Raw genomic sequence first — 15,899 nt, forward strand, 5'->3', positions numbered from 1 at the left:
TTATAGCACAACTAATTGGCATGTATTTTGTTTCCTTCATTACAGACGAAATTTAACTAAAAACAATATGGCTTACATCGATTATTACAAAGCATTGGGAGTGGACAAAAGTGCCACCCAAGATGATATCAAAAAGGCTTTCCGAAAGTTAGCCCGCAAATATCATCCTGACCTAAATCCTAACGACCCTTCGGCCAAAGATAAATTTCAGGAGATAAATGAGGCTAACGAAGTTTTGAGTGACCCGGAAAAGCGAAAGAAATACGACGAATACGGCGAGCACTGGAAACATGCCGATGAATTTGAAAAACAAAAGCAACAATACGGAGCCGGAGGCTTTGGAGGCAGGACCGGCGGATTCGGTTCTTCCGGTAACGGCTCGTACTGGTATTCTTCCAACGGTGAAGAAGGTTTCGGAGATGCCGGAGGATTCGGCGGTAATGCCGGAGGATTCTCTGATTTCTTCGAAGAGTTGTTCGGACATCGTGGAGCGGGAGCCGGCAGCAGACGAGGTGCCGGATTCCGGGGACAGGATTATAATGCCGAACTGCAACTGTCACTGCGTGAGGCTGCCGTAACACATAAGCAGGTACTTAATGTGAATGGCAAGAATATCCGTATCACTGTTCCTGCCGGTATTGCCAACGGACAAACCATCAAGTTGCGTGGTCACGGTGCACCGGGAGTTAACGGGGGACCTGACGGTGACTTGTATATTACCTTTATCATACCGGACGACCCTGTGTTCAAGCGCTTAGGCAATGACCTTTATGTCACTGCTCCACTCAATCTTTACACGGCTGTGCTGGGCGGTGAAGAAACCGTAGACACGCTGGACGGTAAAGTAAAGCTAAAAGTAAAACCCGAAACCCAAAACGGCACCAAAGTCCGCCTGAAGGGAAAAGGATTCCCGGTTTATAAAGAAGAAGGGAAGTTTGGCGACCTGATTGTGACTTATAACATCACCATCCCCACCAACCTGACTGAACATCAGAAAGAGTTGTTCCGCCAACTGAAGAATAGTATCAACTAAAAAAGAAAAGGATTATGCAGACCGATTTAATAATTATCAATGATTATTGCGACCGTTGCCACGTAGACCCTTCGTTTATTGTGGAACTGGAAGAAGACGGATTAATCAACGTTCAAGTGATTGGCGAGGAACGCTATATCCCGGTGTCGCAACTGGCTGAACTGGAGCGTTATACACATTTATACTACGACCTGTCCATCAATGTAGCAGGCATAGATGCCATCCACCACATGCTGGAACGGATAGAATCCTTGCAGCACCAAGTCCGTTCGCTAAAAAGCGAACTGCAATTCTACCGTTGACAGAAACAGCCGTTCAATCGTCAACCGTAGGGAGTCGACTGCCATTTTACCGGTAGGGATCAGGTTTGTCCGCCTAAAAACTGTTTACTTTGTGCATTTACTCCCAAAGTCGTGACCATTGGGGTTGTAAATGTGTCAAAACGTGGATAACCCTGCCCCTACAGCTGACGATGGAATAGCCCGGTTTAGTTTTGACACACTACCAACAAAAAAACGCCTTTTCGGACAGCTTCTTCTTTTTATTCTGCGGAAGTAGGAATTTCTGCTTAGTAAATATTACCTTTGCACTCCGATAGAAAACAATAAACATGGAATTATTCAGCAAAATGATAGCCACGGCACTGGGCGTTGCCGTACACCAAGTAAATAACACATTATCATTGTTGGCCGGAGGCGCCACCATCCCATTTATCAGCCGATACCGTAAAGAAGCCACAGGAGGGCTGGACGAAGTACAGATCGGTGAGATAAAAGACCGCAACGATAAACTTTGCGAATTATCCAAACGCAAAGAAACCATTTTATCTACTATTGACACACAAGGCAAACTGACCGGAGAGTTGCGTACCCGCATAGAATCCTGCTGGGACTCCACCGAACTGGAGGATATATATCTACCCTATAAGCCCAAACGGAAAACACGCGCCGAAGCAGCCAGACAAAAAGGACTGGAACCGCTTGCCACCCTCTTAATGCTGCAACGTGAAAATCATCTGGAAAACCGTCTCGGCTCTTTCGTCAAAGGAGAAGTGAAAGACGAAGAAGATGCACTGAAAGGCGCTCGTGACATCATAGCCGAACAAGTAAGTGAAGACGAACGTGCCCGTAACCAACTGCGCAATCAGTTTTCGCGTCAGGCTGTCATCACTTCCAAAGTAATAAAAGGAAAAGAAGAGGAAGCCGTCAAATACCGTGACTACTTCGACTTCAGCGAACCGCTGAAACGATGCATTTCACACCGCTTGCTCGCCATCCGCCGTGGAGAATCGGAAGGTCTGCTGAAAGTGACCATCAGCCCTGACGACAATGAATGTAGTGAACGGCTCGAACGGATGTATGTACGCAGTAATAACGAATGTGGACATCAGGTTGCAGAAGCTGTCCGTGATGCCTACAAGCGCCTGTTGAAACCGTCCATAGAAACGGAATTCGCCACGCTCAGCAAAGAGAAAGCCGATGCAGAAGCCATCCGGGTATTTGCCGAAAATCTGAGGCAACTGTTGCTCGCTCCTCCCCTGGGACAAAAACGGGTAATGGGAATAGACCCCGGATATCGCACGGGCTGCAAGGTGGTGTGTCTTGATGCACAAGGTACCCTGCTCCACAACGAAACGATTTATCCCCATCCTCCCAAAAGCGAATATCAGCTTGCCGGACGGAAAATCGCCAAACTGGTGGAACAATATGCCATAGAAGCCATTGCCATCGGTAACGGAACCGCCAGTCGGGAGACCGAACAATTTGTCACCTCACAAAGCTATAACCGTGAATTACAAGTTTTTGTAGTGAGTGAGGATGGAGCATCCATCTATTCGGCTTCCAAGACAGCGCGTGACGAGTTTCCCGATTATGACGTGACCGTGCGCGGTGCTGTTTCCATCGGACGCCGTCTGATGGACCCACTGGCCGAGCTGGTCAAAATTGATGCAAAATCCATCGGAGTAGGTCAGTATCAGCATGATGTAGACCAAACTCTTTTAAAGAAATCGCTGGACCAAACCGTAGAAAGCTGTGTGAATCTGGTCGGTGTCAATCTGAATACCGCCAGCCGGCATTTACTGACCTACATTTCAGGTCTCGGTCCCACACTTGCCCAAAATATTGTGGATTACCGTACGGCAAACGGTCCTTTTCATTCCCGGAAAGAGTTGATGAAAGTTCCCCGCATGGGAGCAAAGGCATTCGAACAATGCGCCGGTTTCCTTCGCATCCCACAATCAAAGAATCCGTTGGACAATTCGGCTGTTCATCCCGAAAGTTATCCGGTGGTGGAACATATTGCGAAAGACCTTCATTGTACGGTAGACGACTTGATAAAGAATAAAGAGTTGCGTACCAAAATTGATATTAAAAAGTATGTCTCCGATACAGTCGGACTGCCTACACTAACGGATATCATGCAAGAACTCGACAAGCCGGGGCGTGATCCCCGCCAGCAAATCCAAGTATTTGAATTTGACAAGAATGTGCGTACCATCGACGATTTGAAAGAAGGTATGATACTGCCGGGCATTATAAACAATATCACCAACTTCGGTTGTTTTGTCGACATAGGTATCAAAGAGAACGGCTTGGTACATGTATCCCGGCTATGCAGGGAATTTGTGAGCGACCCGAGCACCGTAGTCAGGATACATCAGCATGTTCAAGTAAAAGTAATGACTATCGACAAAGAAAGAAAGAGAATACAATTAACGATGATTTTAGACTGACAATAAAACAAGATAATGGAACAAGAAAATTGTAATTGGTTTGTTTTTTATAAAGACCAAATTCTAATCTTACAAACAGAAAACGGATATCATGTGCCTTGCTGTACAGAACCTCCCGTAGCAGTTCCTATCGGCAGCACTATTCACACAATAGGAGAGATGAACGGACTTCCCTGCAAAACCTATTCTCTGCACACCCCCATTCCGGGTTCCGAAAGTCCGGCAAGACAGATGATGGGACTTCGGGCTTCTTTTGATTTTCTGCCGTTGCAAGAATACCAAATGGGCGGCAAGGCTTTTCAGATATTAAATTGGGACCAAAACAGCCGTTACTGTCCGGCATGCGGTGTTCCCACCCATCAAATCTCTCCCATTGCCAAGAAATGTCCGCAATGCCGACAAGAGTTCTACCCCCGTATCTCTCCGGCCATCATCGTGCGCATACAAAAAGGAGACAGTATCCTGCTAGTGCATGCCCGTAACTTTCGCGGCACATTCAACGGACTTGTCGCCGGCTTTCTGGAGCCCGGAGAGACATTGGAAGAGTGCGTACACCGCGAAGTGGCGGAAGAAACCGGACTGCACATCAAGAATCTGAAATATTTCGGCAGCCAACCGTGGCCTTATCCCAGCGGCATCATGATAGGATTCACCGCTGACTATGAAAGCGGTGAGATCAAACTGCAAGCGGAAGAATTAAATGCCGGAGCTTTTTATACTAAAGATAACCTGCCTGAAATTCCGGGAAAACTCAGTCTGGCAAGAAAACTGATAGATGACTGGTTGGGTGAAAATAGTCAAACGGATTTAGGATAATTACAATTAGTATTTGTTATCTTTGCATCATGGAATGGTTAAATAGTCTATTTTTCGAGCATACTCCTTTACAAGCGGTAGTCATCCTGTCGATAATTACTGCCGTAGGTCTCGGCTTGGGTAAGATTCATGTATTCGGAATCTCACTGGGAGTGACTTTTGTCTTTTTTGCCGGTATTCTGGCAGGACATTTAGGGTTCTCCATTGATTCCAATATGTTGAATTATGCCGAAAGCTTCGGTCTGGTGCTCTTCGTTTATGAATTAGGATTACAGGTAGGTCCGGGCTTTTTCAGCTCTTTCAGGAAAGGAGGAGTTAAACTCAACATGCTCGGTATGGGAGTGGTCTTAATAGGTACGGTGATGACTGTAATATTAAGCAAACTCACTACAATCCCAATGAGCGACATGGTAGGTATCCTTTGTGGAGCTACAACCAACACTCCGGCATTGGGAGCCGCCCAACAGACTCTAAAACAACTTGGCGAACCGGCCAATGGAGCAGCGTTGAGTTGCGCGGTGACTTATCCGCTGGGAGTAGTCGGTGTCATCCTTGCCATGCTGGTGGTTCGCAAGCTTTTTGTACGCCCATCGGATATCGAAACAAACGAGCACGAAGATGCCAACCAGACTTTCATTGCTACTTTTAAAGTACACAATCCCGCTATTTTTAATAAAAGCATCAAAGAAGTAGCCGAACTGAGTTATCCCAAATTTGTCATCTCCCGCCTATGGAGAAACGGCGCGGTAAGCATTCCCACTTCTGAAAAGGTTTTGAAAGAAGATGACCGCTTGCTAATCATCACTACCGAAAAAGACGCCCCCACCCTTACTATCCTTTTCGGCGAGCAGGAAGCTCAGGATTGGAATAAAAAAGACATTGACTGGAATGCTATCGACAGCCAGCTGATTTCCAAGCACATTGTTGTCAGCCGCCCTGAAATCAATGGAAAAAAACTCGGTTCCCTACGCCTGCGCAACAGCTATGGAATCAATATCAGCCGTGTGATGCGCAGTGGTGTGCAACTGCTTGCAACTCCGGGGTTAATCCTCCAACTGGGTGACCGGCTCACTGTGGTAGGTGAAGCAAAAGCGATAGAAAACGTCGAAAAAGTATTGGGAAACGCTACCCGTACACTGAAAGACCCCAACCTTGCCGCCATCTTTATCGGGATAGTGCTCGGATTGGTTCTCGGTTCAATTCCCATTGCCATTCCGGGAGTCAGTACTCCTGTCAAACTCGGACTTGCCGGCGGCCCTATCGTAGTAGGTATTCTCATCGGTTGTTTCGGACCACGTTTCCATCTGATTACATATACAACCCGAAGTGCCAACCTGATGTTGAGAGGAATAGGGTTATCACTCTATCTGGCATGTCTGGGTCTGGATGCCGGAGCCCACTTCTTTGAGACCGTTATGCGCCCCGAAGGAGCAATCTGGATTGGTTTAGGATTCGCCATCACTTTTCTTCCAGTCGTAATCATGGCACTCATCGCCCTGCGCATGAGCCATCTGGATTTTGGCAGCACTTGCGGAATGCTGTGTGGAAGCATGGCCAACCCCATGGCACTTAATTATGCCAACGACACTTTGCCCGGTGACAACCCTGCAGTGAGCTATGCCACAGTATACCCGCTGTCTATGTTCAGCCGTGTCATTATTGCACAATTAATACTCATGTTCTTTTTATAAAATATAACAATGAACGCTTATAATCAAATTACCCCCGAAACCATACAAGAAGATATGCGATACCTGCAACTGTTATCGCACAGCTTCCCGACCATAGCCGATGCCAGTACGGAAATCATCAATCTGGAAGCCATCCTTAACCTTCCCAAGGGAACAGAACATTTTCTGGCGGACTTACATGGAGAATATGAAGCTTTTCAGCATGTGCTACGTAATGCTTCGGGAGCCATCAAACGAAAAGTAAACGAAATATTCGGCAATACTTTACGTGAGAATGAGAAGAAAGAACTTTGCACCCTGATTTATTATCCTGAACAAAAACTGGAGCTTATCAAGGGAGTGGAAACAGATATAGACGACTGGTATGTCATCACACTCAACCAACTGGTCCGCGTCTGCCAAAATGTTTCTTCCAAATATACGCGTTCCAAAGTGCGGAAGGCACTTCCCAAGGAATTTTCGTACATCATTCAGGAATTGCTGCACGAAAGTTCGATGGTACCCAACAAGCAGGCTTATATCAATGTCATTATAAGTACGATTATCAGTACCCGCCGTGCAGATGATTTCATTATTGCACTCTGTCAACTCATTCAGCGTCTCACTATCGATACACTGCACGTATTAGGAGATATTTTTGACCGTGGACCCGCTCCCCACCGTATCATGGACATTCTCTGCAACTATCATAACTTTGATGTACAATGGGGAAACCATGATATTCTATGGATGGGAGCTGCAGCCGGAAACGAATGTTGCATGGCTAACGTGCTCAGATTGGCAATGCGCTATGGTAACTTGTCCGTACTTGAAGACGGATACGGTATCAATCTTCTGCCGCTGGCAACCTTTGCCATGGAAACTTATGCCGAAGACTCGTGCAGCCTGTTCGGTCCCAAAGTAGAAGGTCAGGAGTGCACGTACAACGAAAAGACCTTGCGCATGATTGCTCAAATGCATAAAGCCATAAGCATCATCCAATTCAAACTGGAAGCGGAAATCATCAAACGCCGTCCCGATTTCGGAATGGATGACCGCATGTTGCTTCATCGCATCGACTTCGAACGGAATATACTGACTTTAGACGGAAAAGAATATGAACTGAAAGACAGTTTCCTACCGACAGTAGATCCTGCCGACCCCTATAAGCTGACTTCCGAAGAAAGAGAAATCATGAATAAGCTTCATCATTCATTCGTCAGCAGCGAAAAACTGAAAAAGCATATGCGTTGCCTGTTCCGCTACGGATGCATGTACACCGTAAGCAACTCCAACCTGCTGTTTCATGCTTCCGTTCCCCTCAATGAAGACGGTACCTTGAAAAACGTGATGATAGCCGGGAAAGCCTATAAAGGCAAAAAACTGCTCGAAAAGGTCGGGCATCTGATACGCACCGCTTACTTTGCAGAAGAAGATAATGAAGAGAAGCAATTTGCCATAGACTATGTGTGGTATTTATGGAGCGGAAAAGACTCTCCTGCCTTCGACAAAAACAAGATGGCTACTTTTGAACGCTATTTCCTGAAAGAAAAGGAATTGCATAAAGAGATAAAAGGACACTACTACACTCTTCGCAACGAAGAAAAAGTATGCGATATGCTTTTAGACGAGTTTGGAGTAGTAGGAAAACACCGCCATATCATCAACGGTCATGTGCCGGTTAAAACCATTCAAGGGGAAAACCCTATTAAAGCCAATGGCAAGATGATGGTGATAGACGGCGGATTCTCCAGAGCTTATCATTCCGAGACCGGTATTGCCGGATATACCTTGGTCTATCATTCACGCGGCTTCCAGCTAGTCCAGCATGAACCTTTCACATCCATGCAGAAAGCGATAGAAGAAGGACAGGATATTAAATCGAGTACACAAATCGTAGAGCTCAGCTCGCAGAGAATGATGGTGAAGGATACGGACAAAGGCCGGGAATTAGTTACCCAAATCAATGATTTGAAAAAGCTGCTCTTAGCCTACCGCATGGGACTTATTAAAGAAAAAGCCTTGTAAGGACATAAAAGAAAAGGAAAGTGTGTCAAAATTCCCTTTTTATCGAAATGAGAGTTTCGACACACCCTCCAACAAACTTTAATTTAATACATCTAAAAAATAAAAATGATTATATTTTAAAAGAATCATCCCAACACTTGATTCGTCATCGAATCAGGAAAAACCACTGTCGGCTTGAACGACTTGGCCTCTTCAAAATCCATCATGGCATACGACATGATAATCACGATATCTCCCACCTGCACTTTACGTGCAGCCGCACCATTCAGACAAATACATCCCGAGCCGCGTTCTCCTTTAATAATATACGTTTCAAAACGCTCTCCGTTATTGTTATCCACAATGTGTACTTTCTCACCGGCAATCATATTGGCGGCATCCATCAAATCTTCATCAATCGTGATACTACCCATATAGTTCAGGTTAGCTTCTGTCACACGAACACAATGAAGTTTGGATTTCAACACTTCAATCATCATAGCTTTTCCTTATATTTTATATTGTCAATCAAGCGTACCTCACCGCAAAATACGGTGATACAACCTACTGCATATTCCGTATCTTCCCAATTGGCAATCTTCTGCAGACTATTTCCATCCACTATTTCAAAATACTCCAAACGCAAGCCCTTGGAAGCTGCAATAGCATTCTCTACAAACTTCTGAGTCTCTGCCACTGTATGTGACGCAGCAAACATACGGCTCTTAAACAATGTTTGTGATATATTCAATGCATATTCTCTTTCTTCAGGTGAAAGACGTGCATTACGACTGCTCAGAGCCATACCGTCTTCTTCGCGAACGATAGGACATCCCACAATCTGCAACTTAAATTCCATTTGTTTCACCATTTCACGAATAATAGCCAACTGCTGGAAATCTTTCTCGCCAAAATAAGCACGGTCAGGCTCTACTATCATAAATAGTTTACTCACAATTTGGCATACACCATTAAAATGTCCCGGACGGAATCGTCCTTCCATTACTGTGTCCAACGGAGCATAGCTGAACCGGCGTGTATCCGGCTCCGGATAAATTTCTTCCACGGATGGAGCAAAAACAAAAGATGCCCCTACCTTTTCCAATAATTCACAATCGGCATCCAACGTACGCGGATATTTAATTAAGTCATTCCGGTCGTTAAACTGAGTAGGATTCACAAAATCACTCACTACCACCACATCATTCTCGGCAACAGCACGTTTCACCAATGAAGCATGACCTGCATGCAACGCTCCCATCGTAGGAACCAAACCGATTGTTTTTCCTATATTACGCAGGGCATCAAGCTCTGACTGAAGCTCTTTAATCGTATGAACTAACTTCATTTTATCTCACTTCTTTTTAAGCTGTTTCAATTAAAACGGCTGCAAAGTAAACCATTATTTTGGAGATAACGAAAAAAAAAACGTTTTATTATCAGTCAAAGATATGCCAACAACGACAACTTCAGCTCGCTATCAGACAGAAAAACAATTCTTTTTTCCTTTATTATCAGACACTTAACAAATCATAAGGAATTATTAAGTGTGTATTTTTGCCTCTCTCAGCTATTTTTTTTATATCTTTGCAAAATGTTTATGAGCAACAAAAAGTTAAGATGAAGGCAAATAAAGTTTTATTTATTACACAAGAGATTACCCCTTACGTTCCCGAATCCGAAATGGCAAGCATGGGAAGATATCTTCCGCAGGCTATTCAGGAAAAAGGCAGAGAAATCAGAACTTTTATGCCGAAGTGGGGCAATGTTAATGAACGCAGAAATCAATTACACGAAGTCATTCGCCTGTCGGGTATGAACCTGATTATCGACGATACAGACCACCCGTTGATTATCAAGGTTGCGTCAATCCAGGCCGCCCGCATGCAGGTATATTTCATTGATAATGATGATTATTTCCAGCACCGTCAAATGGTAGCTGATGAAAACGGAGTAGAATACACGGACAATGACGAACGTGCTATTTTCTATGCACGTGGTGTATTGGAAACAGTAAAGAAACTGCGTTGGTGTCCCGATGTTATCCATTGTCAGGGTTGGATGAGTGCATTTGTACCCCTCTATATCAAAAAAGCTTATCAAGACGAACCGTCTTTCAGAGATTCTAAAGTTGTATTCTCTGTATTCGGAGATGATTTCAAATCGGAATTCCAAGGTGATTTAGCCGAGAAATTGATGCTGAAAGGCATTGAAAGAAATGATGTAGACAACATTATCAAAACTCCGGCTAATTATGAAGAACTCTGCAAATTGGCCATCGCCTATTCAGACGGTGTAATTCAAAATAGTGAAAAGGTAAATGAGAACGTGATGAAATTCGCACGCGAATCGGGTATTCCTGTCCTTGATTACCAATCACCCGAAACTTATGCAGACGCTTTTAATAACTTCTACGATGAAGTTTGGGAGTTTGAAAAGAAATAAATCAATATAGATTACAAAAATGAAAATCAAATATTTATGCGCATTGTTGTTAGCCGCACTTACATACAGTTGCGATGATACGACACCGGGAATCGGTGATACGACTATTCCGGATGGAGACCATATTCAGGCCGGAGGCAAAATCTATGATGTCACCACCCGTTCTATTTTAGCGGATTCCGTATATGCACGTACCAGTACTGCTTATCTGGGACGTTATACCGACCCTCAGTTCGGTGAATTCACGTCCGACTTTATAGCGCAATTCAACTGTACGGATGATTTTGAATTCCCCGAAGCTGTACAAGAGATCACAGGACTGACACTCTTTGTCCAATATACGAAATTTTTCGGAGATTCCCTAAACTCCATGCGCATGAGAATTGATACATTGGACAAAGTGATACCGGAAGGAGATTTGAACACATTTTATACGAATGTAAATCCCGACAACTACTACAACGAAAATGCCAAACCCATCGCTGAAAAAGCTTATTCGGCAGGCGGAACCGATGCCCACCTCACAGATACGCTTAGCAGCAGATATTATACTCAAACCATAAAATTGCCCACTAATCTGGGAAAATTTATGTATGAGAAATATAAGGAAGATAAAAACAACTATAAGAATGCCGATGCATTTATCAAGAATGTCTTAAAAGGCATCTATGTACGTTGTACACATGGTGACGGTACTATTCTATATATTGACAACCTTGACTTACGTATGCATTTCAGCAGATTGATTAAGAGTTCTTCCAATAAGCTAGACTCTTTGGTAAATACATTCGCTGATTTTGCTGCGACAAAAGAAGTTATTCAAGCCAACCGTTTCCAGAATTCCGAAAGATTGAAAGAATTGGTGGACAAAGACAATTGTACTTACATAAAGACTCCTGCCGGAATCTATACGGAAGCTACATTGCCTGTCGATGAAATATATGAAGCGCATCAGAATGATACATTGAATGCTGCAACTCTTTCTTTCACCCGCTTTAACGAAAAAAACAACAGCAGTTTTGCAATGGGCATTCCCCAATATTTATTAATGGTAAGAAAGAAGGAAATGTACTCGTTCTTTGAGGAGAATAAGATTACCGACAATATCTCTTCTTTCATCACAAGCTTTACCAGCAACAGTAATAAATATACTTTTTCCAATATTGCCCAATTGATTACTCACTGCATCGAAGAAAAGAAAAAAGGAGAAGCCGGTGACCCGGACTGGGTTAAAAAGAATCCCGATTGGAATAAAGTTGTGCTGATACCTGTAAAGGTGGACTTTGATACAAACAATTCGATTATCGGGGTAAGCAATAACTTGGATATGGAGAGCGCTGAGCTGAAAGGCGGCACCAAAGCAGGAAATGAATTAAAAATGCAAATCATATATACCAAGTTCTAACGATACGGATTACACGTTAGTACGCATAGGATCACACATATATATGTGTGGCCCTACGTGTACTAATGCACAAGGTCACACATACGTACGTGTAAGCCCATGCCTGCACAGGCATAAAATAAAGGGTGCGCCAAAAGTCCGAAACGGTTTTACTTTTGACGCACCCTTTTTTATCTTTTGCCTCAAGATGGCTGTAACCGGATTAAATTCCCAATGACTTTCTTACGGCTTCTACTTTTTCTTCTGCAGCAGCATTAGCAGCATCATAGCACTTAGGACATCCCATCTCGCCTTTCACTTCCATATAGAACTTAATCTTAGGTTCGGTACCCGAAGGACGAACAGAAATCTTAGTACCGTCTTCAGTGAAGTATTGCAGTACATTAGAGGTTTCAGGCATATCAATATCTGCCACATTACCTTCACCGTCTGTAGCTTTCAAAGTCTTGTAATCCTTTGCCAATATCACTTTAGAACCACCGATTTCTTTCGGAGGATTGGCGCGGAAGTTTTCCATCATTGCTTTGATTTCATCTGCACCACTCTTACCAGGCTTCACTACATTGACTGTCGTTTCTTTAGAGAAACCATATTCCACATAGATATCCATCAGAACATCGAACAAAGTCTTGCCCCGGTCTTTGGCCCAAGCACAGATTTCAGCCAGCAACGCACAAGCAGAAACAGCATCTTTATCACGAACAAAGTCTTCGGCCAGGAAACCATAACTTTCTTCACCACCGCCGATGTATTGCTGTTTGCCTTCGCTCAAACGGATTTCACGTGCAATCCATTTAAAACCGGTATAGCAGTCGCGCATCTCAATCTTATTCTTGTCGGCCACAGCCTTGATAAGCTCGGTAGTAACAATGGTCTTGACAATAAAATCATTGTCCTTCATCTTGCCCATTGCAATGCGGTTCTTGATGATATAATACAAGAAAAGCAAACAAGTCTGATTACCATTAATCAATACCCACTCACCCTTGTCGTTCTTACAAGCCATACCTACACGGTCGGCATCCGGGTCACTCGCCATCACGATGTCAGCATCAATTTTCTTAGCCAAATCGATAGCCATAGACAATGCTTCCGCATTTTCGGGATTCGGCGAGATAACAGTCGGGAAATCGCCACTCTTCACCATCTGTTCGGGCACGCAATGCACATTTTCAAAGCCCCATTGTTTCAAAGCGCGCGGAATCAGCATCATACCCGTTCCATGAATAGGAGTATACACAATACTCAAATCCTTCTGACGCTTAATTACTTCAGAATCAATAGAAATAGTATGCACCTTATCCAAATAGATGCTATCGATATCCTCACCAATCACCTGAATCAGTTCTTTGTTTCCTTCAAACTTAATATCGGCAGCCGAAGCAATCTTATTCACTTCATCAATAATACCTTTATCATGCGGAGCCAATACTTGTGCACCATCATCCCAATAGGCCTTATAACCGTTATATTCTTTCGGGTTATGAGAAGCTGTCAGGATGATACCGCTTTGACATCCCAAATGACGAATGGCAAAAGACATCTCAGGAGTGGGACGCATATCCTCAAACAGATATACCTTGATACCATTAGCCGAGAAAATATTTGCTGAGATTTCGGCAAACAGACGGCTGTTGTTACGGCAATCATGACCAACCACAACAGCTATTTGTTCAAGGTCTTTAAAGTTCTTATTAAGATAGTTGGACAATCCCTGAGTAGCTGCACCGACAGTATATATATTCATACGGTTACTACCTACTCCCATGATACCGCGCAAACCGCCTGTACCAAATTCCAAATCTTTATAAAATGCTTCTATCAAATCGGTTTTATCTTCATTTTCCAACATACGCTTTACCTCTGCCTGAGTTTCGGCATCGTATGCAGGAGTTAACCACTTCTTGGCTTTCTCAGTCACTTGCTGAATCAATTCTTCATTTTCCATGTGATCTACTTTATTAGAGTTAATATTTTAATAATACGCAAATGTAAAAGAATAAGTTCACAATTCCTATCTTTTGAAGAAATAAATTATAATGGAATCCATGCCTGTATCCATGAAAAAAAATCCGCACTACACCTCCATAGAGATGTAATGCGGACAGCTTTTTATTATCAAACGTAAGATACGCCTTCTTATTTTGTCACTTTATAACGCTCTCCTGTAGCTTTCACCAGCTCTTCCAAAAATTCCTGAGGATAACCCGGACGCACCAGCGGAGCACAGTTTCCTGTTTCCGGTCGCAAGATAGAGCCGTTCTTTGCCATTTTCTTCACTGCACCGTCGTTGTATTTCACAATGAGGAATTCTCCCAACTTCTTCCAGCTGTCAACTGCCGACTGAGCCGTCATGCAAGAATAGTTGGTCAAAAACTCTTTCGCTTTCACCGGGTCTTTCTCGTAAAGGCTGAGTGCAGCGTTTTCTATACCACTTTGCGCACTGTCATAAGTATCCTCCAAATTGTTTTGAACCGCACGCATATCCTCAATCATCAAACTGTATCGAGGACGAATCATGTCGGCCACCCAGTTGTAAATCCAGAAAGCGGAATTCCACGAGAAGGTTACACAGTCTGCTTCTTTACCGCTATAACAATCGGGAATTCTGTCCGTACAGCAATAGACCGGAGCAAATACTGTCATGTTGGCATCATCCGCACCAAACCACAGTACACCACCTATCGCATCGGGGAGTTCGGCACGCATCTGTGCCACAAATGTAAATGCAGTCTGCTGAGTAGAAATCGGGCGTTCATTAAAATACTCTTTGTCGCCTACTTTATAAGTCAACGGTGACAAACGATAAGGTGTTTTAAAAGGACCGGCTCCCGGATCATTAGTGATATCCAGCGGCGTGCCTTCATAATGGTCACGCATGGCTCTTTGTACATCGCGCACAGAAAGCTTATGGTCGGGCTTGATATAAAGAGGCATCGGTTCCTTGCTCTCTCCCTTTATATAAGGCAAATAGGTATCTCCTACCGCTTTATTAAACATATTATAGTAGCTCCATACACGTGCTTCACAAAAACGAAGCCCGCCGAAATCCAAAGGATTATAAGCTTCCGAAAAACTAAAATCTTTGTTCATACCGTCAAAATAACCTTTCTCGCGGGCAAACGAAATCACATCGGGAGAATAGAGACAGTTGTCTTTGTCATTCATATTAAATTTATGAATCCGGCTTTGATTGGCATGTGCTGCAATACAATCATCCGGTATCCTGACAGCTACCCATACTGCTCCTTTCACACCCGGCCCTTTGCCTATCATTTCAAGAATCCATACTTCGTTGGGGTCTGCAATAGAGAATGACTCGCCACTGCTGTAATAGCCGTATTCCTTAACCAAGTCAGTCATCACTTCAATAGCTTCTTTTGCCGTGCGCGAACGTTGGAGCGCAACATAAATAAGACTGCCGTAATCCATAATACCGGTAGTATCCACCAACTCTTCACGCCCGCCGAAGGTTGTTTCTCCAATCGTTACCTGATATTCATTCATGTTTCCAATCACATTGTAAGTTTGGGGGGCTTCCTTTATCTGTCCCAAATACTTACCCGTATCCCATTCATAAATATCACGCATGGTGCCTTTGGCATGTACACCTGCGGGATAATGATATAACTCACCGAACATTCCGTATGAATCGGCTGAATAAGATACAATAACCGAACCGTCTGTCGATGCATTTTTACCAACAATAAAGTTGGTACAGGCCAGTGTTTCGGTCACGGCTGCCATCAGCAAGGCAGCTCCTAAAATTAGCTTGTTCTTCATTTATAT

The 15,899-nt window shown here is 43.8% G+C and carries 12 protein-coding genes; 8 read left to right on the forward strand and 4 right to left on the reverse strand.

What is annotated here, in order from left to right; translation table 11 throughout:
- Positions 1-67 precede the first annotated feature (67 nt).
- The 6 genes from HMPREF1534_RS10330 (at position 68) to HMPREF1534_RS10305 (ending at position 8,281) form a co-directional block, all read left to right on the forward strand.
- Entirely contained in the window at positions 68-1,033 is a 966-nt protein-coding gene (locus tag HMPREF1534_RS10330; RefSeq protein ID WP_005939806.1) for a DnaJ C-terminal domain-containing protein, read from the forward strand.
- A 14-nt stretch (positions 1,034-1,047) separates the two neighbouring features.
- Positions 1,048-1,335: a chaperone modulator CbpM gene (locus tag HMPREF1534_RS10325; RefSeq protein WP_005939809.1), complete on the forward strand. Its 288-nt coding sequence runs from the start codon at positions 1,048-1,050 to the stop codon at positions 1,333-1,335.
- Positions 1,336-1,643: 308 nt separating this feature from the next.
- The gene (locus HMPREF1534_RS10320) at positions 1,644-3,767 is read left to right on the forward strand and encodes a Tex family protein (protein WP_005939819.1); all 2,124 of its coding nucleotides are present in this window, start codon (positions 1,644-1,646) and stop codon (positions 3,765-3,767) included.
- 15 nt (positions 3,768-3,782) lie between these two features.
- Positions 3,783-4,583 (forward strand): NAD(+) diphosphatase, encoded by an 801-nt coding sequence (gene nudC / locus HMPREF1534_RS10315; RefSeq protein ID WP_005939822.1) that lies wholly within the window; start codon positions 3,783-3,785, stop codon positions 4,581-4,583.
- Between the two features lie 29 nt (positions 4,584-4,612).
- On the forward strand, positions 4,613-6,274 hold the full coding sequence (locus tag HMPREF1534_RS10310) for a putative transporter (protein ID WP_005939824.1): 1,662 nt from the start codon (positions 4,613-4,615) through the stop codon (positions 6,272-6,274).
- A 9-nt stretch (positions 6,275-6,283) separates the two neighbouring features.
- Positions 6,284-8,281, forward strand: a complete 1,998-nt coding sequence (locus HMPREF1534_RS10305; protein ID WP_005939826.1) for a fructose-bisphosphatase class III — start codon at positions 6,284-6,286, stop codon at positions 8,279-8,281.
- Positions 8,282-8,406: 125 nt separating this feature from the next.
- Here the strand turns inward: HMPREF1534_RS10305 and panD are convergent, their stop codons facing one another.
- Positions 8,407-8,760 (reverse strand): aspartate 1-decarboxylase, encoded by a 354-nt coding sequence (gene panD / locus HMPREF1534_RS10300; protein ID WP_018452512.1) that lies wholly within the window; start codon positions 8,758-8,760, stop codon positions 8,407-8,409.
- Positions 8,757-9,608 (reverse strand): pantoate--beta-alanine ligase, encoded by an 852-nt coding sequence (gene panC / locus HMPREF1534_RS10295; RefSeq protein ID WP_005939828.1) that lies wholly within the window; start codon positions 9,606-9,608, stop codon positions 8,757-8,759. Before panC ends, panD begins: the two co-directional genes overlap by 4 nt.
- A 272-nt stretch (positions 9,609-9,880) precedes the next feature.
- On the opposite strand from panC, the gene HMPREF1534_RS10290 reads away from it, so the two are divergent.
- Positions 9,881-10,705 carry a glycogen/starch synthase gene (locus tag HMPREF1534_RS10290; protein WP_005939829.1) on the forward strand — a complete coding sequence of 275 codons (825 nt, stop codon included), beginning with the start codon at positions 9,881-9,883 and terminating at the stop codon, positions 10,703-10,705.
- Positions 10,706-10,724: 19 nt separating this feature from the next.
- Positions 10,725-12,110: a DUF4270 domain-containing protein gene (locus tag HMPREF1534_RS10285; RefSeq protein ID WP_005939830.1), complete on the forward strand. Its 1,386-nt coding sequence runs from the start codon at positions 10,725-10,727 to the stop codon at positions 12,108-12,110.
- Between the two features lie 202 nt (positions 12,111-12,312).
- On the opposite strand, the gene HMPREF1534_RS10280 is transcribed toward HMPREF1534_RS10285, so the two are convergent.
- Together HMPREF1534_RS10280 and HMPREF1534_RS10275 are read right to left on the reverse strand one after the other, a co-directional pair.
- On the reverse strand, positions 12,313-14,058 hold the full coding sequence (locus HMPREF1534_RS10280; protein WP_005939831.1) for a phospho-sugar mutase: 1,746 nt from the start codon (positions 14,056-14,058) through the stop codon (positions 12,313-12,315).
- A 191-nt stretch (positions 14,059-14,249) separates the two neighbouring features.
- Complete coding sequence (locus HMPREF1534_RS10275; RefSeq protein WP_005939834.1) at positions 14,250-15,893, reverse strand: C69 family dipeptidase; 1,644 nt, start codon at positions 15,891-15,893, stop codon at positions 14,250-14,252.
- Between the last annotated feature and the right edge of the window lie 6 nt (positions 15,894-15,899).

Source organism: Phocaeicola massiliensis B84634 = Timone 84634 = DSM 17679 = JCM 13223, assembly GCF_000382445.1.
Lineage (GTDB): Bacteria > Bacteroidota > Bacteroidia > Bacteroidales > Bacteroidaceae > Phocaeicola > Phocaeicola massiliensis.

Bases quoted from the DNA above. Each gene is read 5' to 3' on its own strand.
- HMPREF1534_RS10325 (WP_005939809.1), top strand. From the start codon at position 1,048: ATGCAGACCGATTTAATAATTATCAATGATTATTGCGACCGTTGCCAC.
- HMPREF1534_RS10275 (WP_005939834.1), bottom strand. From the start codon at position 15,893: ATGAAGAACAAGCTAATTTTAGGAGCTGCCTTGCTGATGGCAGCCGTG.
- HMPREF1534_RS10305 (WP_005939826.1), top strand. From the start codon at position 6,284: ATGAACGCTTATAATCAAATTACCCCCGAAACCATACAAGAAGATATG.
- panD (WP_018452512.1), bottom strand. From the start codon at position 8,760: ATGATGATTGAAGTGTTGAAATCCAAACTTCATTGTGTTCGTGTGACA.
- HMPREF1534_RS10285 (WP_005939830.1), top strand. From the start codon at position 10,725: ATGAAAATCAAATATTTATGCGCATTGTTGTTAGCCGCACTTACATAC.
- nudC (WP_005939822.1), top strand. From the start codon at position 3,783: ATGGAACAAGAAAATTGTAATTGGTTTGTTTTTTATAAAGACCAAATT.
- HMPREF1534_RS10330 (WP_005939806.1), top strand. From the start codon at position 68: ATGGCTTACATCGATTATTACAAAGCATTGGGAGTGGACAAAAGTGCC.
- HMPREF1534_RS10280 (WP_005939831.1), bottom strand. From the start codon at position 14,058: ATGGAAAATGAAGAATTGATTCAGCAAGTGACTGAGAAAGCCAAGAAG.
- HMPREF1534_RS10290 (WP_005939829.1), top strand. From the start codon at position 9,881: ATGAAGGCAAATAAAGTTTTATTTATTACACAAGAGATTACCCCTTAC.
- HMPREF1534_RS10310 (WP_005939824.1), top strand. From the start codon at position 4,613: ATGGAATGGTTAAATAGTCTATTTTTCGAGCATACTCCTTTACAAGCG.
- panC (WP_005939828.1), bottom strand. From the start codon at position 9,608: ATGAAGTTAGTTCATACGATTAAAGAGCTTCAGTCAGAGCTTGATGCC.
- HMPREF1534_RS10320 (WP_005939819.1), top strand. From the start codon at position 1,644: ATGGAATTATTCAGCAAAATGATAGCCACGGCACTGGGCGTTGCCGTA.